General features: G+C 72.3%; 22 protein-coding genes and 2 pseudogenes. 13 read left to right on the forward strand and 11 right to left on the reverse strand.

Translation table 11 applies throughout. The features are described 5' to 3' along the window. Positions 1 to 7 precede the first annotated feature (7 nt). Complete coding sequence (locus ACGFT1_RS12125) at positions 8 to 1,618, forward strand: amidohydrolase family protein (protein ID WP_373908894.1); 1,611 nt, start codon at positions 8 to 10, stop codon at positions 1,616 to 1,618. A gap of 17 nt (positions 1,619 to 1,635) precedes the next feature. Here ACGFT1_RS12125 and ACGFT1_RS12130 read toward each other — a convergent pair whose 3' ends face one another. Further along, positions 1,636 to 2,514: a serine protease gene (locus ACGFT1_RS12130; RefSeq protein ID WP_373908895.1), complete on the reverse strand. Its 879-nt coding sequence runs from the start codon at positions 2,512 to 2,514 to the stop codon at positions 1,636 to 1,638. Between the two features lie 222 nt (positions 2,515 to 2,736). After that, positions 2,737 to 3,444, reverse strand: coding sequence for a hypothetical protein (locus ACGFT1_RS12135; RefSeq protein ID WP_373908896.1), 708 nt, complete (start codon positions 3,442 to 3,444; stop codon positions 2,737 to 2,739). 125 nt (positions 3,445 to 3,569) lie between these two features. Here ACGFT1_RS12135 and ACGFT1_RS12140 point away from each other — a divergent pair, with 125 nt between their 5' ends. Both ACGFT1_RS12140 and ACGFT1_RS12145 read left to right on the forward strand, forming a co-directional pair. After that, positions 3,570 to 4,781, forward strand: a complete 1,212-nt coding sequence (locus ACGFT1_RS12140) for a pyridoxal phosphate-dependent aminotransferase (RefSeq protein ID WP_373908897.1) — start codon at positions 3,570 to 3,572, stop codon at positions 4,779 to 4,781. A gap of 116 nt (positions 4,782 to 4,897) precedes the next feature. Beyond that, positions 4,898 to 5,317: a hypothetical protein gene (locus ACGFT1_RS12145; protein ID WP_373908898.1), complete on the forward strand. Its 420-nt coding sequence runs from the start codon at positions 4,898 to 4,900 to the stop codon at positions 5,315 to 5,317. Between the two features lie 232 nt (positions 5,318 to 5,549). Here ACGFT1_RS12145 and ACGFT1_RS12150 read toward each other — a convergent pair whose 3' ends face one another. Continuing rightward, positions 5,550 to 7,373, reverse strand: coding sequence for a phosphoenolpyruvate carboxykinase (GTP) (locus ACGFT1_RS12150; protein WP_373908899.1), 1,824 nt, complete (start codon positions 7,371 to 7,373; stop codon positions 5,550 to 5,552). Positions 7,374 to 7,653: 280 nt separating this feature from the next. Between ACGFT1_RS12150 and ACGFT1_RS12155 the strand changes: the two genes are divergently transcribed. Genes ACGFT1_RS12155 through ACGFT1_RS12165 form a run of 3 tightly spaced genes read left to right on the forward strand, consistent with a single transcriptional unit; the run spans position 7,654 to position 9,823 of the window. Next, positions 7,654 to 8,367: a hemolysin III family protein gene (locus tag ACGFT1_RS12155; RefSeq protein WP_373908900.1), complete on the forward strand. Its 714-nt coding sequence runs from the start codon at positions 7,654 to 7,656 to the stop codon at positions 8,365 to 8,367. 46 nt (positions 8,368 to 8,413) lie between these two features. Further along, positions 8,414 to 9,058: a TetR/AcrR family transcriptional regulator gene (locus tag ACGFT1_RS12160; protein WP_373908901.1), complete on the forward strand. Its 645-nt coding sequence runs from the start codon at positions 8,414 to 8,416 to the stop codon at positions 9,056 to 9,058. Between the two features lie 33 nt (positions 9,059 to 9,091). Beyond that, positions 9,092 to 9,823, forward strand: a complete 732-nt coding sequence (locus tag ACGFT1_RS12165; RefSeq protein ID WP_373908902.1) for a Mut7-C RNAse domain-containing protein — start codon at positions 9,092 to 9,094, stop codon at positions 9,821 to 9,823. A 44-nt stretch (positions 9,824 to 9,867) separates the two neighbouring features. Here ACGFT1_RS12165 and ACGFT1_RS12170 read toward each other — a convergent pair whose 3' ends face one another. Further along, a complete protein-coding gene (locus tag ACGFT1_RS12170; protein ID WP_373908903.1) occupies positions 9,868 to 11,901 on the reverse strand; it encodes a thioredoxin domain-containing protein in 2,034 nt (677 codons plus the stop codon). A 226-nt stretch (positions 11,902 to 12,127) separates the two neighbouring features. On the opposite strand from ACGFT1_RS12170, the pseudogene ACGFT1_RS12175 reads away from it, so the two are divergent. After that, positions 12,128 to 12,461: pseudogene (locus ACGFT1_RS12175) on the forward strand (hypothetical protein). A 59-nt stretch (positions 12,462 to 12,520) separates the two neighbouring features. Here the strand turns inward: ACGFT1_RS12175 and ACGFT1_RS12180 are convergent. The 3 genes and pseudogenes from ACGFT1_RS12180 to mca all read right to left on the reverse strand — a co-directional run. Further along, positions 12,521 to 12,675, reverse strand: a pseudogene (locus tag ACGFT1_RS12180) (DUF255 domain-containing protein); the annotation flags it as partial. Between the two features lie 147 nt (positions 12,676 to 12,822). Beyond that, positions 12,823 to 13,071: a hypothetical protein gene (locus tag ACGFT1_RS12185; protein ID WP_373908904.1), complete on the reverse strand. Its 249-nt coding sequence runs from the start codon at positions 13,069 to 13,071 to the stop codon at positions 12,823 to 12,825. Next, positions 13,064 to 13,945 (reverse strand): mycothiol conjugate amidase Mca, encoded by an 882-nt coding sequence (mca, locus tag ACGFT1_RS12190; protein ID WP_373908905.1) that lies wholly within the window; start codon positions 13,943 to 13,945, stop codon positions 13,064 to 13,066. The genes ACGFT1_RS12185 and mca overlap by 8 nt, the downstream gene beginning before the upstream one ends. Before the next feature lie 101 nt (positions 13,946 to 14,046). Here mca and ACGFT1_RS12195 point away from each other — a divergent pair, with 101 nt between their 5' ends. Together ACGFT1_RS12195 and greA are read left to right on the forward strand one after the other, a co-directional pair. Continuing rightward, positions 14,047 to 14,445, forward strand: coding sequence for a DUF4307 domain-containing protein (locus tag ACGFT1_RS12195; RefSeq protein ID WP_373908906.1), 399 nt, complete (start codon positions 14,047 to 14,049; stop codon positions 14,443 to 14,445). A gap of 188 nt (positions 14,446 to 14,633) precedes the next feature. Beyond that, positions 14,634 to 15,131, forward strand: a complete 498-nt coding sequence (gene greA, locus ACGFT1_RS12200) for a transcription elongation factor GreA (RefSeq protein WP_373908907.1) — start codon at positions 14,634 to 14,636, stop codon at positions 15,129 to 15,131. A 113-nt stretch (positions 15,132 to 15,244) separates the two neighbouring features. Here the strand turns inward: greA and ilvA are convergent, their stop codons facing one another. Then, positions 15,245 to 16,474 (reverse strand): threonine ammonia-lyase, encoded by a 1,230-nt coding sequence (gene ilvA / locus ACGFT1_RS12205; protein ID WP_373908908.1) that lies wholly within the window; start codon positions 16,472 to 16,474, stop codon positions 15,245 to 15,247. Positions 16,475 to 16,636: 162 nt separating this feature from the next. On the opposite strand from ilvA, the gene ACGFT1_RS12210 reads away from it, so the two are divergent. The 3 genes from ACGFT1_RS12210 (at position 16,637) to ACGFT1_RS12220 (ending at position 18,067) form a co-directional block, all read left to right on the forward strand. Further along, positions 16,637 to 17,143 (forward strand): MarR family winged helix-turn-helix transcriptional regulator, encoded by a 507-nt coding sequence (locus ACGFT1_RS12210; protein WP_373909216.1) that lies wholly within the window; start codon positions 16,637 to 16,639, stop codon positions 17,141 to 17,143. A 149-nt stretch (positions 17,144 to 17,292) separates the two neighbouring features. After that, positions 17,293 to 17,793: a sigma factor-like helix-turn-helix DNA-binding protein gene (locus ACGFT1_RS12215; RefSeq protein ID WP_373908909.1), complete on the forward strand. Its 501-nt coding sequence runs from the start codon at positions 17,293 to 17,295 to the stop codon at positions 17,791 to 17,793. A 25-nt stretch (positions 17,794 to 17,818) separates the two neighbouring features. Then, a complete protein-coding gene (locus ACGFT1_RS12220) occupies positions 17,819 to 18,067 on the forward strand; it encodes a hypothetical protein (RefSeq protein ID WP_373908910.1) in 249 nt (82 codons plus the stop codon). 9 nt (positions 18,068 to 18,076) lie between these two features. Here ACGFT1_RS12220 and ACGFT1_RS12225 read toward each other — a convergent pair whose 3' ends face one another. After that, a complete protein-coding gene (locus tag ACGFT1_RS12225; RefSeq protein ID WP_373908911.1) occupies positions 18,077 to 19,231 on the reverse strand; it encodes a cystathionine gamma-synthase in 1,155 nt (384 codons plus the stop codon). A gap of 185 nt (positions 19,232 to 19,416) precedes the next feature. Here ACGFT1_RS12225 and ACGFT1_RS12230 point away from each other — a divergent pair, with 185 nt between their 5' ends. Then, the gene (locus tag ACGFT1_RS12230; RefSeq protein ID WP_373908912.1) at positions 19,417 to 20,535 is read left to right on the forward strand and encodes a hypothetical protein; all 1,119 of its coding nucleotides are present in this window, start codon (positions 19,417 to 19,419) and stop codon (positions 20,533 to 20,535) included. Positions 20,536 to 20,627: 92 nt separating this feature from the next. Here the strand turns inward: ACGFT1_RS12230 and msrA are convergent, their stop codons facing one another. Both msrA and ACGFT1_RS12240 read right to left on the reverse strand, forming a co-directional pair. Beyond that, on the reverse strand, positions 20,628 to 21,140 hold the full coding sequence (gene msrA, locus ACGFT1_RS12235; RefSeq protein ID WP_373908913.1) for a peptide-methionine (S)-S-oxide reductase MsrA: 513 nt from the start codon (positions 21,138 to 21,140) through the stop codon (positions 20,628 to 20,630). Positions 21,141 to 21,495: 355 nt separating this feature from the next. Beyond that, positions 21,496 to 22,536: an NAD(P)-dependent alcohol dehydrogenase gene (locus tag ACGFT1_RS12240; RefSeq protein ID WP_373908914.1), complete on the reverse strand. Its 1,041-nt coding sequence runs from the start codon at positions 22,534 to 22,536 to the stop codon at positions 21,496 to 21,498. Between the last annotated feature and the right edge of the window lie 139 nt (positions 22,537 to 22,675).

Below are 22,675 nucleotides of genomic sequence, written 5' to 3' on the forward strand. Positions count from 1 at the left end.
GGCCCGCGTGGCGGATCTGGTCATCCGGGACGCCGACGTCGTCGACGGCAGCGGCGCGGACTCCTACCGCGCCGACGTCGTGGTCCGCGGCGGCCGGATCGTCTCGATCGTGAAGGAGGCCGCGGCCGCGGGCTGCCAGCGGCCGGGGGCCGTGCGGGAGCTGGACGCCGAGGGCCTGGTCCTCTCCCCCGGCTTCATCGACATGCACGCCCACTCCGACCTGGCCCTGCTGCGCGACCCCGACCACAGCGCGAAGGCCGCGCAGGGGGTCACGCTGGAGGTGCTCGGCCAGGACGGGCTGTCGTACGCGCCGGTGGACGACCGCACGCTGGCGGAGGTGCGCCGGGCGATCACCGGCTGGAACGGGTACGGCGACGACATCGACTTCGACTGGCGGTCGGTGGGCGAGTACCTCGACCGGCTGGACCGCGGCATCGCCGTGAACGCGGCCTACCTCGTCCCGCAGGGCACGGTCCGGGCCCTCGTCGTCGGCTGGGAGGACCGCGAGGCCACCGCCGGGGAACTGGACCGGATGCGGCGGCTGGTGGCCGAGGGGCTGGAACAGGGCGCGGTCGGGCTGTCCTCCGGCCTGACGTACACGCCCGGCATGTACGCCCGGGACGGCGAACTGGCCGAGCTGTGCCGGGTGGTGGCGTCGTACGGCGGCTACTACTGTCCCCACCACCGCTCCTACGGCGCCGGCGCCCTGGCGGCCTACGCCGAGATGGTCGCCCTGACGCGGGAGGCCGGCTGCCCGCTGCACCTGGCCCACGCCACGATGAACTTCGGTGTGAACCGGGGCCGGGCGCCCGAGCTGCTGGCCCTGCTCGACCGGGCGCTGGACGAGGGCGCCGACATCACGCTGGACACCTACCCCTACACGCCCGGCTGCACCACCCTGGCCGCGCTGCTGCCGGGCTGGGCGAGCGAGGGCGGCCCGGAGGAGGTCCTGGCCCGGCTCGCCGATCCGGCGACGGCCGAGCGCGTCCGGTACGACCTGGAGGTCACCGGCTCCGACGGCTGCCACGGCGTGCCCGTGGACTGGGAGACGGTCGAGATCTCCGGGGTCACCGACCCGGCGCTGGGCGCTCTCGTGGGCCGTACCGTGCGGCAGGCGGCGGACCTGCGCGGCGAGACGCCCTGGGACACGGCGCGCGAGCTGCTGCTGCGGGACCGGCTGGGGACCACGGTCCTCCAGCACGTGGGTCACGAGGAGAACGTCCGCGCGATCATGCGGCACCGGGCGCACACCGGCGGTTCCGACGGCATCCTGCGGGGCAGCAAGCCGCACCCGCGCGCCTACGGCACCTTCCCGCGCTATCTGGGGCACTACGTGCGGGAGTTGGGCGTGCTGACGCTGGAGGAGTGCGTCGCCCGGCTCACCGGGCGGCCCGCGGCCCGGCTGCGGCTGCCGGACCGGGGGCTGGTGCGCGAGGGGTACCGGGCCGATCTGGTGCTGTTCGACCCGGCGGCGGTCGCGCCGGGCGCCACCTTCGCGGAGCCGCGCCGACTGCCGGAAGGCATCCCGTACGTCCTGGTGGACGGCCGGTTCGTCATCGAGGACGGCAGGCGGACGGACGTGCTGGCGGGGCGGGCGGTCCGCCGCACTCCGGTGTGACCGCCCGCCGCCGGTGGTTACGGCTTGGGCAGCGTGCAGCCGGACGCGCTCAGGTTGAGCCTGTTGCCGGTGGTGAAGCAGGCCGGGATGTTGTAGATCTCCTCGGCGTAGTTGATGCCCTGACGGACGGTGACGTTGCCGTTCGCGTCGACCTCGCACGGGTTGTTCTCCGTGCAGCGCTCACCGTCCTCGTTGCCGGTGTTGTTCACGGCGACGACCTTGCCGGTGGTGGTGTCGATGACCGGGGAGCCGGAGGTGCCGCCGATGGTGTCGCAGGCCGAGGTGTAGCGGACCGAGTCCTTCCAGGTCCAGTCGCCCTCCTTGAGGCGGTACACGAACCCGTCGATGTTGCAGCTGTAGATGCGCTTCCAGTAGCCGGAGACCACATTGATGGCGGTGCCGGCGACCGGGTGTGTGTCCTGCACGGTGAGCGGGCTGATGCCGTAGGAGCTCCTGATCGCCGCGTACGTGGTGGTGGTGCGGTAGATCGTGACGTCGGTGTCCGTCATGGTCGAGTAGACGACCTGGTTGGCGCGGAGGGTGGCGACCTTGGTGCCGGCGGAGTTCAGCAGCCCGAAGCTGCGGCTGGAGGACTGGCCGGTGATGACCTCGCCCGGCGCCGGGAAGCCGGTCTCCAGGCAGTGGCCGTTGGTCAGCACGAGCGCCGGGTCGGTGTCGGCGGAGTTGGGGAAGCGGATGACGGAGCCGGAGCAGTTGCTCAGCGAGACGGTGCCGGCGAAGTTGACGGTCACCGCGGCGGCCTTGGCGGAGTGCGGGGCGGCGGCATGCGGGGCCGTGCGGTGCGGCGCCGCGGCGTGCGGCGCGGCGACCGCCGGTGTCGCGCCCAGACCGGCTATCGCCAGGGAGGAGAGCGCGGCAAGGAGAGGCTTGTTCATGTGGGGGTCCCCTCTTACGACTTGGGCGACCGGAGGTCCTCCGGTCGCCCACTCGATTGTCATGCGCATTCTCATGGGCCGGAGGGCTCGGGGACAAGAAGCCGCGTCAGGTCATAGGGGTTTCCCTGTGCGCCCGACCAACTCTCGCACGGGGACCGGCTCCACGGCACCCGTCGTTCCCAACCACTGCTTTTAGAAGGGATGTTGAGGCACCCGCAAGGGTCAGCGCGGCCGCTTCGGCCATCTGTGGCCGTGACCCCGGACGTACGGACTGCTGGAAGCGGACACCGTCGGGCCGGCGGTCGGGGCCGTGGACGCGGGGGCGGCCGAGGCCGTCGCGGGGACCGTGGTCGTGGCGGGCGGGCTGCCGCCCGGCCCACCCGGAGCGGTGCTCGGGGCCGTACCGCCGGAGGGGCGGGCGGCGGCCGTGCGGGAGGGCGAGGCCACGGCGGAAGCCGCGGCGGTGACCGGCGCCGTGGTGGCCGGGGCCGCCGTCGCCGGGGTGGGCGTGTCCGTGCCGCCGCCGGTGGCGGGCGTGCCACCGGCGACCCGTCCGCCGTCCACGGGACGGGATCCGGCCGGGGTGTGCGCACCGGACAGGGCGGCGATCACCGCTACGGTTCCGGCCACCCCGAGGGCGCCCGCGACCACCGCCACCCGGCGGCGGTCACTCCCGCGCCGCCGCGCCCGCCGGCGCCCGGCCCGGCCCGTGCCGGGTCCGCCCGGCGCGGGTTCCGCGGGCACCGGGGGCAGCTCGCGCGTGGCGTCGTACGCGTCGTGCCAGCCGTGCGCCGCGGCCGGGTCGGCGTACTCCTCGTAGGCCGGGGCCGGGGCCGGCCGCGGGTGGTAGACGTTCGGCCGGACTCCCGGCGCGCCGCCCGCTCCCCCGGGGCCGTGCGCTCCCGCCTCATGCTGCCGTTCCGTGGACATGTCAGCGGATTCTAGAGACGCAAGTGACTCCTGAGACAGTCAACGGCGATATCCGGGCAAACCTCTGCGGCTCGCGTGGTGGAAAACACGACCCACGAGGCGTTACCGCGCCGTAAGCTCGCGACATGCAGGTGATCCAGTCGACGAAGCTCGCCAACGTCTGTTACGAGATCCGGGGCCCGGTTCTCGAGGAGGCCATGCGGCTGGAGGCGGCGGGCCACCGCATCCTCAAGCTCAACACCGGCAACCCGGCGGCGTTCGGCTTCGAGTGCCCCCCGGAGATCCTCGAGGACATCCTCCGCAACGTCTCCACGGCGCACGGCTACGGCGACGCCAAGGGCCTGCTCGCCGCCCGCCGCGCGGTCGTCATGCACAACCAGACCATCGGCATCGAGACGGACGTCGAGCACGTCTTCGTCGGCAACGGCGTCTCCGAGCTGATCGTGATGGCGATGCAGGGCCTGCTGGACGACGGCGACGAGGTCCTCGTGCCCGCCCCGGACTACCCCCTGTGGACGGCGGCCGTCTCCCTCTCCGGCGGCACGGCCGTGCACTACCGCTGCGACGAGCAGGCGGACTGGATGCCCGACCTCGCCGACATCGAGCGCAAGGTCACCGACCGCACCAAGGCGCTCGTCATCATCAACCCGAACAACCCCACGGGCGCGGTCTACGGCGAGGCGATGCTCAAGGGCCTGACGGACATCGCCCGCCGGCACAACCTGCTGGTCTGCTCGGACGAGATCTACGACCGGATCCTCTACGACGGCGCCACGCACACCCCGACCGCGAAGGTCGCCCCCGACCTGCTCACCCTCACCTTCAACGGCATGTCGAAGGCCTACCGGGTGGCGGGCTACCGCGTCGGCTGGATGTCCATCTCCGGCCCGCGCGCGCACGCGGACTCCTACATCGAGGGTCTGACGATCCTGGCGAACATGCGGCTGTGCGCCAACATGCCGGGCCAGCACGGAGTGGTGGCCGCGCTCGGCGGACGCCAGACGATCAACGACCTGGTGCTGCCGGGCGGGCGGCTGAAGGAGCAGATGGACACCGCCTACGAACTGCTGACGCAGATCCCGGGCGTGAGCTGCGTACGGCCCAGGGGTGCGCTGTACCTGTTCCCGCGCCTGGACCCGAAGGTCTTCAAGGTCAGGGACGACCGGCAGCTGGTCCTGGACCTGCTGCGGCAGGAGAAGATCATGGTCGTGCAGGGCTCGGGCTTCAACTGGCCCGAACCGGACCACTTCCGGGTCGTGACCCTGCCGACGGTCGCCGACCTGCGGGACGCCGTGACCAGGATCGGCACCTTCCTGGACGGGTACGGCCAGCCGTAGCCGGGCCGCCTCCGCGGACGGAGGGGCAGCGGGAGACCGCGTTCCGTGACCCGGCTCAACTTTAGACGAAATCCAAGCTAGGATGGCTTCCTGTCAGAGCACAGGAGGCCATCCCCATGTACGAACCGATCCGCTCCAAGTCGGTCCACACCACGATGGCCGGCACCGCCTCCGGCTTCCCGCACCGCTCGCGCGAGGAGGAGCTGGACATCCAGCTCGCCGGCCACCTCTCGGCGCTGCTCGTCGTCACCGACGAACTGCGCGCACTGGCCCCCTCCGAGGACCTGGACACGGCCGCGGAGCGCCTCGCGGCACAGGTGGCCCGGCTGCGGGGAGGGCGTACGCCCCTGCGGGCGGCGCCGGCCGCGGCGGGCGACCCGCAGGCGCTGCACCGGCACGCCCACACGCTCGCCGCCCGCGCGCTCCTCGTCTCCGCCTCGCGCGCGGACACGGCCGCGGCGATCCTCACGGCGGAGCGGATGGACGCGCACGTCGCCGCGCTGTCGGGGCCGAAGGAACTCAGCACCGCCGGCTGACCTCCTGCCCGGCTCCCCCCGATCGGCCCCGGTCCGCGTGCACCCGCAGAGACGCGCGGACCGGGCGCCACACACCCCGCGGATCACTACCGCCGGGAACAGGACCGCACGGACGACGGAAGGGGCCCCGCACGCCGTCGTGCGGAGCCCCTCGCGGTCAGGTGGGTCCCACGGCCGGCCGTGACGATCGCTGGTCAGGGCACGCGACCGGCCGTGGAGTCGTCGGGGGCGGTCAGCCCAGGCGCTCCACCAGCGCGCGGTACTGGTCCCACAGCTCCTTCGGCGTGTGGTCGCCGAAGGTCTCGAGGTGACCGGGGACCAGGGCGGCCTCCTCACGCCACACGTCCTTGTCGACGGTGAGCAGGAAGTCCAGGTCGGACTCGGACAGGTCGAGACCGGCGGTGTCCAGGGCACCCCTGGCCGGCAGGACGCCGATCGGCGTCTCGACGCCCTCGGCCGTGCCCTCCAGGCGCTCCACGATCCACTTCAGGACCCGGGAGTTCTCGCCGAAGCCGGGCCAGACGAACGCACCCTCGTCGTTCTTGCGGAACCAGTTGACGTAGTAGATCTTGGGCAGCTTGGACTGGTCCTTGCCCTTGGCCACGTCGACCCAGTGGGCCATGTAGTCGCCCATGTTGTAGCCGCAGAACGGCAGCATCGCGAACGGGTCGCGGCGCAGCTCGCCGACCTTGCCCTCGGCCGCCGCGGTCTTCTCCGAGGCCACGTTGGCGCCGAGGAAGACGCCGTGGTTCCAGTCGAAGGACTCCGTCACCAGCGGCACCGCGCTGGCGCGCCGGCCGCCGAAGAGGATCGCCGAGATCGGCACGCCCTTGGGGTCCTCCCACTCGGGCGCGATGATCGGGCACTGCGAGGCCGGCACGGTGAAGCGGGCGTTGGGGTGGGCGGCCGGAGTGCCGGAGGCCGGCGTCCAGTCGTTGCCCTTCCAGTCGGTCAGGTGGGCCGGGGGCTCCTCGGTCATGCCCTCCCACCACACGTCGCCGTCGTCGGTGAGCGCGACGTTGGTGAAGACGGCGTTGCCCCACAGGGTCTTCATGGCGTTGGCGTTGGTGTGCTCACCGGTACCGGGCGCGACGCCGAAGAAGCCGGCCTCGGGGTTGATGGCGTAGAGGCGGCCGTCCTCGCCGAACCGCATCCAGGCGATGTCGTCGCCGATCGTCTCCACCGTCCAGCCGGAGATCGTGGGCTCCAGCATGGCGAGGTTGGTCTTGCCGCAGGCGCTCGGGAAGGCGGCGGCGACGTACTTGGACTCGCCCCGCGGCGGGGTCAGCTTGAGGATCAGCATGTGCTCGGCCAGCCAGCCCTCGTCGCGGGCCATGACGGAGGCGATGCGCAGGGCGTAGCACTTCTTGCCGAGCAGGGCGTTGCCGCCGTAGCCGGAGCCGTAGGACCAGATCTCGCGCGACTCGGGGAAGTGCGAGATGTACTTGGTGGAGTTGCACGGCCACGGCACGTCCTCCTGGCCCTCGGCCAGGGGCGCGCCGAGGGTGTGGACGGCGCGCACGAAGAAGCCTTCCTCGCCCAGCTCGTCCAGGACGGCCTGGCCCATGCGGGTCATCGTGCGCATGGAGGCGGCGACGTAGGCGGAGTCGGTGATCTCCACGCCGATCGCGGACAGCGGGGAGCCGAGGGGGCCCATGCAGAAGGGCACGACGTACATGGTGCGGCCGCGCATGGAGCCGCGGAACAGGCCCTGCTCGCCGGCGAAGATCTCCCGCATCTCGGCGGGGGCCTTCCAGTGGTTGGTCGGGCCCGCGTCCTCCTCCTTCTCGGAGCAGATGAAGGTGCGGTCCTCGACGCGCGCGACGTCGGTCGGGTCGGAGGCGGCGTAGTAGGAGTGGGGGCGCTTGACCGCGTCCAGCTTCCGGAACGTGCCCTTGGCGACCAGTTCCTCGCACAGCCGCTCGTACTCGGCCTCGGAGCCGTCACACCAGACCACGCTGTCCGGCTGCGTCAGTTCGGCGATCTCGTTGACCCACGAGATCAGTTCCTGGTGGTGGGTGGGGACGACGGTGGGAGCCGCGATGTCGCGCGCCACGATTGCTCCTAAATGAGGGATTTTTGGGTTGTTCGCCCCGTGGGGGCCGCGACCCGGATGCTTCGTAGCCCGCTCATCCGGTGCCGACCGCACTCATTTGATCATCCGAGTTTAGTGCCCATCTGTCCAGAGGGCATCACAGGTGAGCAGCGTGAGGAATCCCACGATTTCCGCGGTTCTTTGCGTCCACGTTGGGTTCGACTGAAGGACTTTTTGCCACGGCGCCTTCGAAGAGCGGCACCGAGGAGCGATTTTCGGTGGCCTGGGTACCATGCGGTCCATGACTGCGTCCGTCCCCGACACGCCTACGGACACGCCGGCCGCCGGCCGCGGTCCCGTCGAGATCTCCCTGCCGCACCCGGTCAAGCCCCGGCTACGCGGCTGGCTGCACCTGGGCATGTTCCCGGCCGTACTCATCGCGGGACTGGTGCTCACCGCCGGCGCCCACTCCTCCAGGGGGCGCGCCGCCTGCGGGATCTACGTCCTCACGGCCTGCCTGCTCTTCGGCGTCAGCGCGCTGTACCACCGGGGCGACTGGAGCCCCCGGATGGACCGGGTCCTGCGCCGCCTCGACCACGCCAACATCTTCCTGATCATCGCGGGCACCTACACCCCGCTGACCCTGCTGCTCCTGCCCGGCTCCAAGGGCCGCTGGCTGCTCTGGGGGATCTGGGGCGCCGCCGCCGCCGGCATCGCCTTCCGCGTCTTCTGGGTCGGCGCCCCGCGCTGGCTCTACACGCCCTGCTACATCGCCATGGGCTGGGCGGCCGTCTTCTTCCTGCCCGACTTCGCGCGCACCGGCGGCATCGCCGTCCTGGTCCTGGTCGTCGTCGGCGGCCTGCTCTACAGCGCCGGCGGAATCGTGTACGGCATCAAGCGGCCGAACCCGTCACCGCGCTGGTTCGGCTTCCACGAGGTCTTCCACTCCCTGACCCTCGCCGCGTTCGTCGTGCACTACGTCGGCATCTCGCTGGTGGCCTACCGGCACGCCTGATCCCGCCCGCCCCGGCCGTGGCCGCCGCCACGGCGGATGGCCGACAATGACCGGCATGACGGCCGCACCCCCGCCCACCGCCTCCGCCCCCGACGGGCGCCGCCCCGGCCTGCGCGAACGCAAGAAGACCAAGACCCGGGAGGCGATCCGCGCGGCCACGTACGCGCTGATCGAGGAACAGGGCTGGGAGGCCACCACGATCGACCGCATCGCCACCCGGGCCGAGGTGTCGCCGTCGACCGTCCTCAGGTACTTCCCGGCCAAGGAGGACATCGTCGTCACCGACGAGTACGGCGCGCTCCTCCTGGCGGAGATCCGGCGGCGGCCCCCGGAGGAACCGTGGCCGGACACCGTCCGCCACGTCCTGCGGCAGGCCGTCCGGCGGGGCGTCGAGGAGGACGCGCGCACCTCCCGGCTGCGGACCCGGCTGATGGTCCAGGTCCCCGCGGTGCGCGCCCGCATGCGGGAGCGGCTGTCGGTCACCGGCCGCGTGCTCTGCCAGGCCATCGGCGAGCGCACCGGCCTCGACCCGGACGGCCTGGAGGTGCGGGTCCACGCCGAGTCCCTGGCCGGCGGCCTGATGGAGACCTCCCTGTACTGGGCGGAGAAGGACCACCAGGACGACCTCGCGTCCCTGGTCGACCGCGCCCTGGACGTCCTGGCGCACGGCCTGGCAGGGGAGGACACCTGAGGCGCGGACGGCGGCCCGTGCGATCCTGACGGGGTGAACGGACCCGAGATCCACGTCGAAGTCGCCCCCGGACTGCAGCTGTTCGTGGCGCCCGCCCGGCGCACCGGCGCCACGGCCGTGACCACGGACGGCGTCTCGACCCTCGGCCACGTCGTGGAGTCCCTCGGGGTGCCGCTGACCGAGGTCGGCGCGCTGGTCGTGGACGGCCGGGAGGTCGCCGTGTCCCACGTCCCCGCGGCGGGCGAGAGCGTGCGGGTCCGGGAGGTGACACGCCCCCAGCGGGTCCCCGGCGCGCCCCTGCGCTTCCTCCTCGACGTCCATCTCGGCACCCTGGCCCGCCGGCTGCGGCTGCTCGGCGTGGACACCGCGTACGAGTCGACGGACATCGGCGATCCGGCGCTCGCCGCCCGCTCGGCGGCCGAGAAACGGGTCCTGCTGAGCCGCGACCGGGGCCTGCTGCGCCGCCGGGAACTGTGGGCCGGCGCCTTCGTCCACAGCACCCGGCCCGACGACCAGCTGCACGACGTCCTGGACCGCTTCGCCCCCGACCTGGCCCCCTGGACCCGCTGCACCGCCTGCAACGGCCTGCTGAGGGAGGCCACCCGGGAGGAGGTCGCCGACCAGCTCAAGGGCGGCACCCAGCGGTCGTACGACGTCTTCGCCCGGTGCACGGCCTGCGGCCGGGCCTACTGGAAGGGCGCCCACCACGAACAGCTGGAGGCGGTCGTGGAGCGGGCGCTGAGCATGCGTGCCCAGGACGGCTGAGCACGCCGGCCGGTGCCTCGCCTTCCGGTGGGGCACCCGGCGGTTCAGGGGGCGGTCAGCCGGGCCTCCAGGGCCGCGGGGTCCGTCACCGGGAGGTCGCAGACGAAACCCCGGCAGACGTAGGCGGTGGGCGCGCCGCCGATGAGGACGCGGTCGGCGAGGAGCGGGAAGTCGTCGCCGTCCGGGACGCCGCGGGCGACCACGGCGCCAGGAGCGGGCGCCAGCAGCGCCGTACGGTGCAGGGCGGTCGTGCGCTCGTCGTCCCGGGCCGGTCCGACGACGGCCACCTCGCGCGGCCCGTCGAGCAGCGCCTCGGCGACGGCGAGCCCCCACCCGATGAACCGGGGCACCCTCGGCCCGAGCGTCTTCACGACCCCCAGCGCCCGTTCGGCACCTGTGCGGTGGGCCTCGGAGCCGGTGTGGGCGGCGTACCCGAGCAGCGCGCCGGCCGCGGCGGTCCAGCCGGAGGGGGTGGCGTTGTCGGTGGGGTCCTGGGGCCGGCGGATGAGCTGCTCGGCGTCGGCGGCGGTGTCGAACAGGGCGCCGGTCTCCGGGTCGGTGAACCGGGTCAGCACCTGGTCGAGGAGGAGCCCGGCGAAGTCCAGCCAGACGCCCTCGCCGGTGACGGAGGCGAGCGTGAGGAAGCCCTCGGCGACGTCGGCGTAGTCCTCCAGCACGCCCGCGTTCGGGCCGACGCGGCCGTCCTTGCTGGTGCGGGCCAGCTGGGCGTGTTCGTCCAGGTGCACGCGGACGAGCAGGTCGGCGGCGCCGAGGGCGGCCTCGGTGAGGTCGGGCCGGTCGAAGTAGGCGCCGGTCTCGGCGAGGGCGGCGACGGCGAGCCCGTTCCAGGCGGCGACGACCTTGTCGTCCCGGCCGGGGGCGGGGCGCAGCGCGCGCTCGGCGAGCAGCCGGCTCCGCACGGACGCGATCCGCCCGGCGTCGGCGACGGCCTCCGTCCGCGGGAGCTGGAACACGGACTGGCCGTGCTCGAACGTGCCCTCCTCGGTCACGCCGAAGTACTTCACGGCGAGGTCGGCGTCGTCGTCACCGAGCACCCGGCGCAGCTGCTCGGGCCGCCAGACGTAGTACGCGCCCTCCACGTGCCGCCCGGTGCCGTCGTCGCTGTCGGCGTCGAGGGCGGAGGCGAACCCGCCCTCGCTCGTGCGCAGCTCGCGGACCATGAAGTCGGCGGTCTCCAGCGCGACCCGCCGGGCCAGGTCCGACCCGGTGGCCCGCCACAGATGGGCGTAGACCCGGCAGAGCAGGGCGTTGTCGTACAGCATCTTCTCGAAGTGCGGCACGACCCAGTCGCGGTCGACGGAGTAGCGGGCGAAGCCGCCGCCGAGCTGGTCGTAGATGCCGCCGCGCGCCATCCGCTCGCACGTGTCCCGCGCCATCTGGAGGGCGCCCTCGGCGCCGGTCCGCGCGTGGTGGCGCAGCAGGAACTCCAGCACCATGGACGGCGGGAACTTGGGCGCGCCGCCGAATCCGCCGCGCTGCGGGTCGTACTCGCGGGTGAGCCCGAGGAGGGCCTGCGCCTGCTCCTGCTCGCCGGGCGCGCGGTCCCCCTGGTGGCTGATCTCCCGCTGGGCGAGGTCGCGGACGATCTTCCCGGCGACGTCGGTGACCTCGTCGCGGCGGGTGGTCCAGGCCTGCTGGACGCCCTCCAGGACCTGCCGGAAGGAGGGCAGGCCGTGCCGGGGGGCGGGCGGGAAGTAGGTGCCGAAGTAGAAGGGCTCGGCGTCCGGGGTGAGGAACACGGTCATGGGCCAGCCGCCTTGCCCGGTGGCCGCCTGGACGGCCTCCATGTAGACGGCGTCCACGTCGGGGCGTTCCTCGCGGTCGACCTTGACGCTGACGAAGTGCTCGTTGAGGTAGTCGGCGGTGGCCCGGTCCTCGAAGGACTCGTGGGCCATGACGTGACACCAATGACACGCGGAGTATCCGACCGACAACAGGACGGGCACGACACGCCGTTTCGCTTCCTCGAACGCCTCGGGTCCCCACGGCCACCAGTCGACCGGATTGTCAGCGTGCTGAAGCAGATAAGGCGAGGTCAAACCAGCCAACCGGTTCATACGTCCCAGCCTCTCACAACGCCTGGCACGACCGGCGAAGCCCTGACGGACCCGCCCCGCTCGGCCGAATTGCACTCATGAGCCATCAGGTGGCGGGCGGCTCCCCCTCGGGGTCGGTGCCGAACCTTACCCGGCGTCCGTCCGAGTCGAGCGGTCCGACACCTCGCAACAGCAGGCTGGGCGCGGCAGCGCTGGACCTGCCGAGTCTCCTCGAAGGAGGTACACCATGACCGCCGAGATGGTGGCGCCCGCGTGGATGCATTCGCAGATCAGCGCGGAACAGTACGACTCCTGGTCCGAGGAGCAGTGCGCCGGCATCTGACCGGATCGTGAAGGTGGACCAGTACGCCAAGGCCGGCATCCCCTTCTACCGGCGAGTCGAGCAGGCCGCCACCGGGGTCCCGATCATCCATACCTACGTTCTTGATCCCGCCACGAAGGTCTACAGGGACGGTGAGATGTTCACCGGCGCTGTGAAGGCCACCGCGCCCTTCTCCGTCGCGGTCGATCTTGGGGTCATGCAGGGAGCGACTGAGCGGCGGCTACCACCTTCTGAGTAGTCGCCCCGTGTTCCAGACGGACGCAGGAGCCGAGGTCTACTCGGTTGACACGTTCACCGGCACCAGTGGCAGCTGGAGTACCCGACGCTCAGCAGGACGGGTCTGCCGGCCTTGCGGGCGGCGTCGAAGGCCTCGGCCGACCGGGGCCACCAGTCGACGGGTTGTCGGCGTGCTGGAGCAGATACGGGGACGTCTCATGGGCCGGTCGGTTCACCGTTCCGCCCCGTACCGGACCGCGAGGACGGCGTGCCCAGCTGGCCGGGGCGGCACCGGCCGCGGTCCGGGGGCGCGCATGACGCCGTGCCGCCACACCCCGCGCGGTGAGAGGGGTGGCGGCACCGGCGGGGCGGTGGCCCCGGGGTCAGCCCTGCGGGGCCGGGGAGTCGGCCTGCCGTCCGGCCTTGTCCGCGCCGGCGTCCGGGGACTCCTGGAAGTCGACCTTCCGCATGTGCTTGCTCATCGACTTCATCAGACCCCACACGGCCAGGGCCATCACCGCGAAGACGATGAAGCCGAGGACACCGGGGGTGACCTTGTTCTCGTCCACCTCCTTGGCGAGGGGGACGAGGTGCGTCACTGCCAGGCTCACGCTTGCGCTCATGTCAGGCATTGTTCCGGACGCCCGCGAAGAGGTCGTCCTCGGGGAGGGAAGTGTCGACGAGGGACTTCGCCAGTTCGTACTCCTCGGTCGGCCAGACCTCCTTCTGGAGGTCCAGCGGCACCTTGAACCAGCCGCCGTCCGGGTCGATCTGCGTGGCGTGGGCGATCAGCGCCTTGTCCCGGATCTCGAAGAAGTCCCCGCACGGGACGTGGGTGGTCAGCGTGCGCTCGGTGCGCATCGTCTCGTTCCACCGCTTCAGCCAGTCCCCGTACGGCGACTCCAGGCCGCGGTCGAGCATCGCCCGGTGCAGCGCCTCGGTGCGGGGGCGGTTGAAGCCCTGGTTGTAATAGAGCTTCAGCGGCTGGTAGGCGGGGCCGAACTCGGCCTCGGGGTACTTCTCGCGGTCCGCCGCGCCCTCGAACGCCACCATCGAGATCTTGTGGGTCATGATGTGGTCGGGGTGCGGGTAACCGCCGTTCTCGTCGTAGGTGGTGATCACCTGCGGGCGGAAGGAACGGATGCTGCGCACCAGTTCCCCGGCGGCCTTGTCGACGTCCTCCAGGGCGAAGCAGCCGTCGGGCAGCGGCGGCAGCGGGTCGCCCTCGGGCAGGCCGGAGTCGACGAAGCCGAGCCACTCCTGCCGGACGCCCAGGATCTCGCGGGCCTCGTCCATCTCCTTGCGGCGGACCTCGTGGATGTTCTCCTCGATGTACCGGTCACCCTGGAGCTTGGGATTGAGGATGGACCCGCGCTCCCCGCCGGTGCAGGTCACCACCAGCACGTCCACCCCCTCGGACACGTACTTCGCCATGGTGGCCGCGCCCTTGCTCGACTCGTCGTCGGGGTGCGCGTGAACGGCCATCAGTCGCAGCTGGTCAGTCAAGACTCAATCCTCGGTCAGTCGGCGCCCCGTGTCTTCGGCGCGATCGGCGGCTTCTATAGTGACGGAATCGGGGGGCGATTAATTCCGCGGAGAGGACGATCATGAGTACGGCGAGCGCGCGGCTGCCCGAGGGCCGCTACGGCCGTTCCTCGGACGAGCGTGCCGACCGCAAGCTCAGGATCGCCGCGACGGTGCTGGGCGCTGCCCTGCTCGCCCTGGTCGGCTACTTCGCCTACCACTACGTCGCACAGAACGAGATCAGCGGCCAGGTGATCACCTTCAAGGCGTCCGACGAGGCGGTGCGGTTGCATCTGGAGGTGCACAAGGACGCCGGCGCCTCGGGCTACTGCACCGTGCGGTCCCAGTCGGCAGACGGTGCCGAGGTCGGCCGGGCCGACTTCCGCTTCTCCGGGTCCGCCACCCGGATCGACAAGGTCGTCACGCTGCGTACGACGGCCCGCGGGACGACGGCCGAGCTGCTGGGCTGCCACGCCGGCTGAGGACGGGCGGACACTCCCCGGACCACCCGAATGCGCGGGCCCTGACCTGGGTCGATGCGATTCTGATGGCTTATGTCCTCCCCCTTTCGCCCGTGAATTGTTAGGCTCGTGGTTTCGCCCATCCAAGAGGGAACATTCTTCTGGGTAGGGCGATGCTTTGTATTCCCTGTACCGACGAGGAGCACCCTGTGACCCAGACCAGCGAGAACGTCACCTGGCTGACCCAGGAGGCGTACAACAAGCTCAGGGACGAGCTTGAGTACCTTACTGGTCCTGCGCGCACGGAGATCGCCGCCAAGATCGCGGCCGCGCGCGAGGAGGGCGACCTGCGCGAGAACGGCGGGTACCACGCCGCCAAGGAGGAGCAGGGCAAGCAGGAACTGCGGGTGCGCCAGCTGACCCAGCTCCTGGAGAACGCCAAGGTCGGCGAGGCACCGGCCGCGGACGGCGTCGTCGCGCCGGGCATGGTCGTCACGATCGCCTTCGACGGCGACGAGGACGACACGCTGACGTTCCTGCTCGCCTCCCGCGAGTACGCCAGCTCGGACATCGAGACCTACTCCCCGCAGTCCCCGCTGGGTTCCGGCGTCACCGGCCACTCGGTCGGTGAGGACGCGCAGTACGAGCTGCCGAACGGCAAGAAGGCCTCGGTGCGCATCCTGAAGGCCGAGCCGTACACGAGCTGATCCCTCCCCCGGCCCCCTTCGAGCCCCCGGCGCCCCCAGCAGGAGCGCCGGGGGCTTAGCCGTACCCCTTTTCGGCCGGACGCGCCGCCGGGCGGCGACCGCGCGGCCGGTGGTCAGCCGATGACCGGGTAGCCCGCGTTCCGCAGCGCCTGGCCGACCTCGGCGCAGTGCGCCGGCCCCTTCGTCTCCAGGTGCAGCTCGACCTCCACCTCCGCGAGCCCGAGCCGGGGATCGGTGCGGACGTGGCTCACGTCGAGGACGTTGGCGTCGGCCGCCGACAGCACCCCGAGGAGCGTGGCGAGGGCGCCCGGCCGGTCCGTCAGCCGCAGCCGCACGGCCAGGTACCGGCCCTGGGCGGCCATGCCGTGCCGCAGCACCCGCTGCATCAGCACCGGGTCCACGTTCCCGCCGGAGAGCACCGCCACGACCGGCCCCTCGAAGGCGTGCGGCGCGGAAAGCAGCGCGGCGACCGGGCTGGCTCCGGCAGGCTCCACGACCAGCTTGGCCCGCTCCAGGCACAGCAGCAGCGCGGCCGACAACTGGTCCTCGCTGACCGTGCGCACGTCGTCGACCAGGTCCTCGACGATGCCGAACGGCACCGCGCCCGGCCGGCCCACCCTGATGCCGTCGGCCATCGTCAGCGGGTTCCGCACCGACACCGGGCGGCCCGCGGCGAGCGAGGGCGGGTAGGCCGCCGCGCCCTCCGCCTGCACGCCCACGATCCGGACCTCCGGCCGCAGCGCCTTCACCGCCACCGCGATCCCGGCCGCCAGCCCCCCGCCGCCGACACCGACGACGATCGTGCGCACCTCGGGGCACTGCTCCAGGATCTCCAGGCCGACCGTGCCCTGCCCGGCGATCACGTCAGGGTGGTCGAAGGGGTGGATGAACACCGCGCCCGTCCCGGCCGCGTACTCCTGGGCGGCGGCCAGCGTCTCGTCGACCACCTGGCCGTGCAGGCGCACCTCGGCGCCGTACTCCCGGGTCGCGCTGATCTTCGGCAGCGGCGCGCCCTGCGGCATGAACACCGTAGCGGGCACACCCAGCAGCGCGGAGGCCAGCGCCACGCCCTGCGCGTGGTTGCCCGCGCTCGCCGCCACCACGCCGGCCGCCCGTTCCTCGGGCAGCAGCCCGGCGATGCGCACATAGGCGCCACGCAGCTTGAACGAGCCGGTGCGCTGGAGGTTCTCGCACTTGAGGTGGACCGGCGCGCCGACCAGCTGGGACAGGTGGCGGCTGCCCTCCATCGCCGTCACGCGCGCCACGCCCGAGAGCATCTTCTGGGCACCGCGTACGTCGTCCAGGGTGACGGAACGCAAGGTGCCGGCCGTGCCGTAGCTCATGACTCCAGCATCGCAGTTCACGTCCGCGCACGACGGGTGTGACCAAGCCGCGAGACCGGGTTCGCGCAGCGCCGGTACGGCCCGGCGCCGGGCCGCGTACCCTGTCCCCCAACCCAGCAGCCATCACGAAGCGAGCCTCCGGCCATGCCCACAACACCTGAAATGTCGATGGACATGACGACCGTCGGTGACACCGGTCTCCTCGACACCCTCCAGCACGAGGTGGCGCTGTTCGCGCGCCGTGCCGAACAGACCCGGCTCGGCGGCATCGGCCAGGTGCGCAACTCCATGGACCGCGCCGCGTACCTGCTGCTCAACCGGCTCGACCGCGAAGGCCCGATGGGCGTCAAGGCGCTCGCGGCGAGCATGGGCATCGACTCCTCCACGGTCACCCGGCAGGTGGCGCCCCTGGTCGACACCGGGCTCGTCAAGCGCACCTCCCACCCGGAGGACGGGCGCGCGGTGGTGCTCCAGCTGTCGCCGCGCGGGGCCACCCGGCTGGAGGAGGTGCGCTCGTCCAGACGTCAGCTCATGGCCGAGCTGACACACGACTGGGCGCCCGAGGAGCGCGAGCAGTTCTGCACGCTCCTCTCCCGCTTCAACGGCGCGCTCTCCGCGCGGATGGCGGCACCGGGCGGTCCGGCGCCGGACCAGCCGCCGACGGCCTGAGCACTCCCCGCACGCCCGCACCGGCCGGCCGACCCACTCCCGACCCCTTGACCCCGGGCCGCCGCCGGTCTCAGATGAGACCCGGGTCCTGCGTGGTACACGGTTCACCTGTCCCGTACCGGAGGAGGGCCCCTCGAGGGGGAGGCCCGGTGCGTGATCGGCAGGTGGCCCGCGAAGCCCGCCGGGCCGGGGAGTTCCATGCGTTCGCCGCCGGCGCCGCCGGACGCCTGCTGCGCGCCGCCACGCTGCTCACCGCGGAGGCACCGGACGCCAACCCGCGCGCGCGGCGCCTGCTGACGCACGCCCTCGCGCACACGTACGCCCGCTGGGACCGACTGCGCGGCGAGGACCCGTACGACTGCGCCCGCCAGTACCTCGCCACGCGCTTCGCGCGCACGCTCTGGCACCGGTACCGCGTCCCCGGCCGCGCCCGGCCCGATCCGGGCGGCCCGCTCGCCCGCCTGACCCCACGGGAACGGCTGATCCTCGTCCTGCGGCTCCACGAGGGGGTCGCCGAGGAACAGACGGCGGCCCTGCTCGGGCTGCCCGCGGAACACGTGCACACGGTCTGCGACCGCGCGGCGGCCACCCTGCTGCACCCCGCCCGGCCGGCCGGCCCGCACCCGGCGGGCCCGGAGGTGGCGTCATGAGGGACGGACGCGGCGGGAGAACGCGGTGAACCGGGCCGAGCGGGAGGCCGCCGTACGGCGGATCATGGAGCGGACGCCGGCACCCGTACCGCCGGAGCTGTACGCGGAGGCGGTACGGCGCGGTGAGCGCCGGCTGCGGCGGCGCCGCCTCGCCCGCCGGGTGCTGTGGCTGCTGGCGTGCGCCGCGGCCGTCGCGTTCACCGTGTGGGCGGCCGAGGCGCACCCGTGGGCGGAGCCGCCCTCGCAGACGACTCCACCGGTCACCGACTGGTGACCCCGGCTGCTAGCCGAGAGCCTGCTTCAGGTCCGCCAGCAGGTCGTCGACGTTCTCGATGCCGACGGACAGGCGCACCAGGTCGCCCGGGACCTCTAGGGCGGAGCCGGCCGCGGAGGCGTGGGTCATCCGGCCGGGGTGCTCGATGAGGGACTCGACGCCGCCGAGCGACTCGCCGAGGGTGAACACCTGGGCCCGGTTGCACACCTCGACGGCCGCCGCCTCGCCGCCCTCCACCCGGAACGACACCATGCCGCCGAACGCCTTCATCTGCTTGGCGGCGACCTCGTGGCCGGGGTGCTCGGGCAGGCCCGGGTAGAGCACGCTCGTCACGCGCGCGTGCCGGGTCAGCATGTCGGCGATCCGGGTGGCGTTCTCGCTGTGCCGGTCCATCCGCACCGCGAGGGTCTTGGTGCCGCGCAGTACGAGCCAGGAGTCGAAGGGGCCGGCGACGGCGCCCATCGCGTTCTGGTGGTAGGCCAGCTCCTCGCCCAGCGCCGGGTCCGAGACGATCAGCGCACCGCCGACCACGTCGGAGTGGCCGCCCATGTACTTGGTCAGGGAGTGCACGACGACGTCGGCGCCGAGCGACAGCGGCTGCTGGAGGTAGGGCGTCGCGAAGGTGTTGTCGACGACGAGCCGCGCGCCCGCGTCGTGGGCGACCTGGGCGACGGCGGCGATGTCGGTGATGCCGAGCAGCGGGTTGGAGGGGGTCTCCACCCAGACGGCCTTGGTCTTCGGGGTGATCGCGGCGCGCACGGCGGCCGGGTCGCTGGTGTCGGCGACGGACCACTCCACCCCCCAGCGGGTGGCGACCTTGGCGAACAGCCGGAAGGTGCCGCCGTAGGCGTCGTTCGGGATCACCACGTGGTCGCCGGGGACGAGCAGCGTACGCAGCAGCGTGTCCTCGGCCGCCAGGCCGGACGCGAAGGCGAGACCGTGGCGGCCCCCCTCCAGCGCGGCGAGGTTCTCCTGAAGTGCCGTCCGGGTCGGGTTGGCGCTGCGGCTGTACTCGTAGCCGCCGCGCAGCCCGCCCACGCCGTCCTGCTTGTAGGTGGATACCTGGTAGATCGGCGGGACGACCGCGCCGGTCGCGGGATCCGCGGTGTTGCCCGCGTGGATCGCGAGGGTCTCGAAGTGCTGACTGATGTGCCTGTCGCTCATGCCCACCGAGCGTAGTGCGCCCGGCCGGATACCGGGTCCCGCCCGGCTCCGGGGGCACCGGCGCGAGGGATATCCCTGTGCGGACGGCCCGCGCCCGCGCGCCGCTGTCATGCTCCGGTCCAGGGTTTTCCACAGGTACGCGGCGGGGTTCGCCAATTGCCGGCGGCGTCTGGTTCGCTTGGGGCATGGCGACTCTCTGGCTGCTGATGGCGCTGCTCATGCTGGGCTTCGTCCTGCTCCCGGTCATGCGGCGCAGGCGCGGGATGATCGAGCAGGTTCCCCCGGGACACCCGGACGCCGCCGACCCGGAGGACTACGGCTTCGTGCGCCAGGAGGAGCTGGACGTGCGCATGCCCGGCCCGGACCAGGACCTGCTGGACGTCCTGGAGCTGGTGCAGCGCACGCAGGATCACCGGGCCGCCGCCCAGCTGCTGGCCGGCACCGAGACCGGGGGCGAGCTGCGCTGGCAGCGGGTGCAGGCCTTCGCGGGGGCCGCCGCGCTGGAGCTCCAGCAGCGCCCCGGCGGGATACACGCGACGCCGGGCGGACAGTGGCTCAGGGTGTGGCGGGCCGAGCAGCCCAAGGACGCGGGGGGCGCCGCCGTCCACGCGGAGTTCCTGGTGCAGCAGGCCTGGCGGACGTCGACACGGGGCACGGACGACTTCCGGATCATCATGGAGGAGGCCCGGACCGCCAGCGCCCAGGCGGCCCTGCTGGCCCCCGGCGATCCGGTGCCGTACCTCTGCGAGCTGTCCATCGCACGCGGACTGGCCTATTCCCCGGCCCAGTTCGAGCAGCTGTGGCTGAAGATCCTGGACCGCTCCCCGCATCACATGGGCGCGCATCTGGCCGCGCTGCACTACTGGTGCGAGAAGTGGCACGGCTCGCGCGAGCAGGCGTACGCCTTCGCCGAGGCCGCCGCCGCCCGCGCCCCGCGGGGCTCACTGCTCGCCGCCCTGCCGCTGTTCGCGGTGTTCGAGCACCTCCCGGAGGTGAACCTGGTCGCGGGCTTCTACCAGAGCGAGGTCGTCACCCGGGCGATCCACGGCGCCCTGCACGCGGTGCACGCGGCCCGCCCCGACGACCCGACGCTGCCGCACGTCCGGCATCTGCTGGTCTTCTTCCTGGTGCGCGCCGAGCGCTGGGCGGAGGCCATGCACCAGCTGGTGCACGTCGACGGTCACGTCGGCGCCCTGCCCTGGACCCTGAGCGCCGACCCGGCCGCGGAGTTTGCCGTCTACCGCGCCTTGGCGGTGGCCGGCTACGAGGCCAACGGCGGCAACCCGGCCACCCTCCCCGGCTGACCCCGGCCCCGGCCCCGCAGTGCCCTGCTCACCTGCGGCAGGGCATGTCCCGCGGCCCGCCGGCCTCCGCGTGGCGCCGGGACGCCCAGCGGTCAGCCCTCGGCTCGGGCGGGCAGCCGCCACCCCGGGCGCGGGAAGTGGCAGGTGTAGCCGTCCGGGTAGCGCTGCAGGTAGTCCTGATGCTCGGGCTCGGCCTCCCAGAAGGGGCCGACGGGCTCCACCTCGGTGACGACCTTGCCCGGCCACAGTCCGGAGGCCTCCACATCCGCGATCGTGTCCTCGGCGACCCGCTTCTGCTCGTCGTCCACGTAGTAGATCGCCGAGCGGTAACTGAGGCCGATGTCGTTGCCCTGGCGGTTCCTGGTGGTCGGGTCGTGGATCTGGAAGAAGAACTCCAGGATCGCGCGGTAGTCGGTGGTCGCGGGGTCGAAGAGGATCTCGATGGCCTCCGCGTGCGTGCCGTGATCACGGTACGTCGCGTTCGGCACGTCACCCCCGGTGTACCCGACCCGGGTCGCCGTCACGCCCGGCAGCCGGCGGATCAGCTCCTCCATGCCCCAGAAGCATCCCCCAGCCAGCACGGCCCTCTGCGTGTGCGCAGCCATTGCGGCTCCTCCCATATCTGTCAGTTCGGTGTCCGGTGCACCGCTCCCTCAACGCGCGAGGGCCCCGCGCGATTCCGCGGGGCCGGTCCGGCGGGGGCGGGGCGACCCGGGTGCGGGTCGGCGCGCCTGTTCCACTCCTCCGGGACCCCCGGCGACTGACGACCCCGCGCGAACTCGAAGACGCGGAGCTGCTCCGACCACCTCGGACCGCACGCCTGAGAACGCCGAGGAGATGGACGGGACCGGGCGCCACCTCGGCGACTCCCCGCAGGCGTGCACCCGCCTGGGCCTCGTCAGCGCGGCCCTCTCCCTCGACGAGGCGCTCGCCCGGAACCCGCGATGAGCGTCCCGCCGGTCAGATGGTCGCCGCGTCGATGACGAAGCGGTAGCGGACGTCGCTGGCCTGCACCCGCTCGTACGCCTCGTTGACCTCGGCGGCGCTGATCAGCTCTATCTCGGCGCCGATGCCGTGCTCGGCGCAGAAGTCCAGCATCTCCTGGGTCTCCTGGATGCCGCCGATCATGGAGCCCGCCAGGGTCTTGCGGCCGCCGATCACCGAGAACAGGTTGAGGGCGACCGGCTCCTCGGGCGCGCCGACGTTCACCAGGGCGCCGTCCACCTTCAGCAACGACAGGAGCGCGCCGAAGTCCATCGGGGCCGACACCGTCGAGACGATCAGGTCCAGGCTGCCGGCCAGCTCCTCGAAGGTCTTCGGGTCGCTGGTGGCGTGGTAGTGGTCGGCACCGAGCTTGAGGCCGTCGTCCTTCTTGCGCAGCGACTGGGAGAGGACCGTGACCTCGGCGCCCATGGCGTGCGCGATCTTGACGGCCATGTGGCCGAGACCGCCGAGGCCGACGACCGCGACCTTCTTGCCGGGGCCGGCGTTCCAGTGGCGCAACGGGGAGTAGGTGGTGATGCCCGCGCACAGCAGCGGCGCGGCCACGTCCAGGGACAGGCCGTCGGGGATGCGGACGACGTAGTTCTCGTCGACGACGATCTTCTCGGAGTAGCCGCCGTAGGTGGGCTCGCCGTCCTTGCCGACGGCGTTGTACGTGCCGACCATGCCCTTGAGGCAGTACTGCTCCAGGCCCTTGAGGCAGTTCTCGCACTCGCGGCAGGAGTCGACCATGCAGCCGACACCCACCCGGTCACCGGCCCGGAACCTGGTCACGCCGGATCCGACCTCGGCGACGACACCCGCGATCTCGTGGCCGGGGACCATGGGGAAGATCGCCTCGCCCCAGCCCTCGTGGACCTGGTGGATGTCGGAGTGGCAGATGCCGGCGAACTTGATGTCGATCAGGACGTCGTACTCGCCGACGGCGCGGCGCTCGATGGTCGTCCGCTCCAGCGGGGCCTTCGCGGCGGGCGCGGCGTACGCGGCAACAGTGGTCATACCGGGGGTCTCCTAGCTGTCTTGCGTGCCCGGCCGCCTAGTGGCCGGGCGCGGTGTCCAGCGTGCCCCGTGGGCGGCCCCTCACCCAGACCACGGCTTTGCGTACGACTGCCGTGCCTACCACCGGCGGGGACAGGCT

It is taken from the genome of Streptomyces sp. Y20, assembly GCF_043195475.1.
GTDB lineage: Bacteria > Actinomycetota > Actinomycetes > Streptomycetales > Streptomycetaceae > Streptomyces.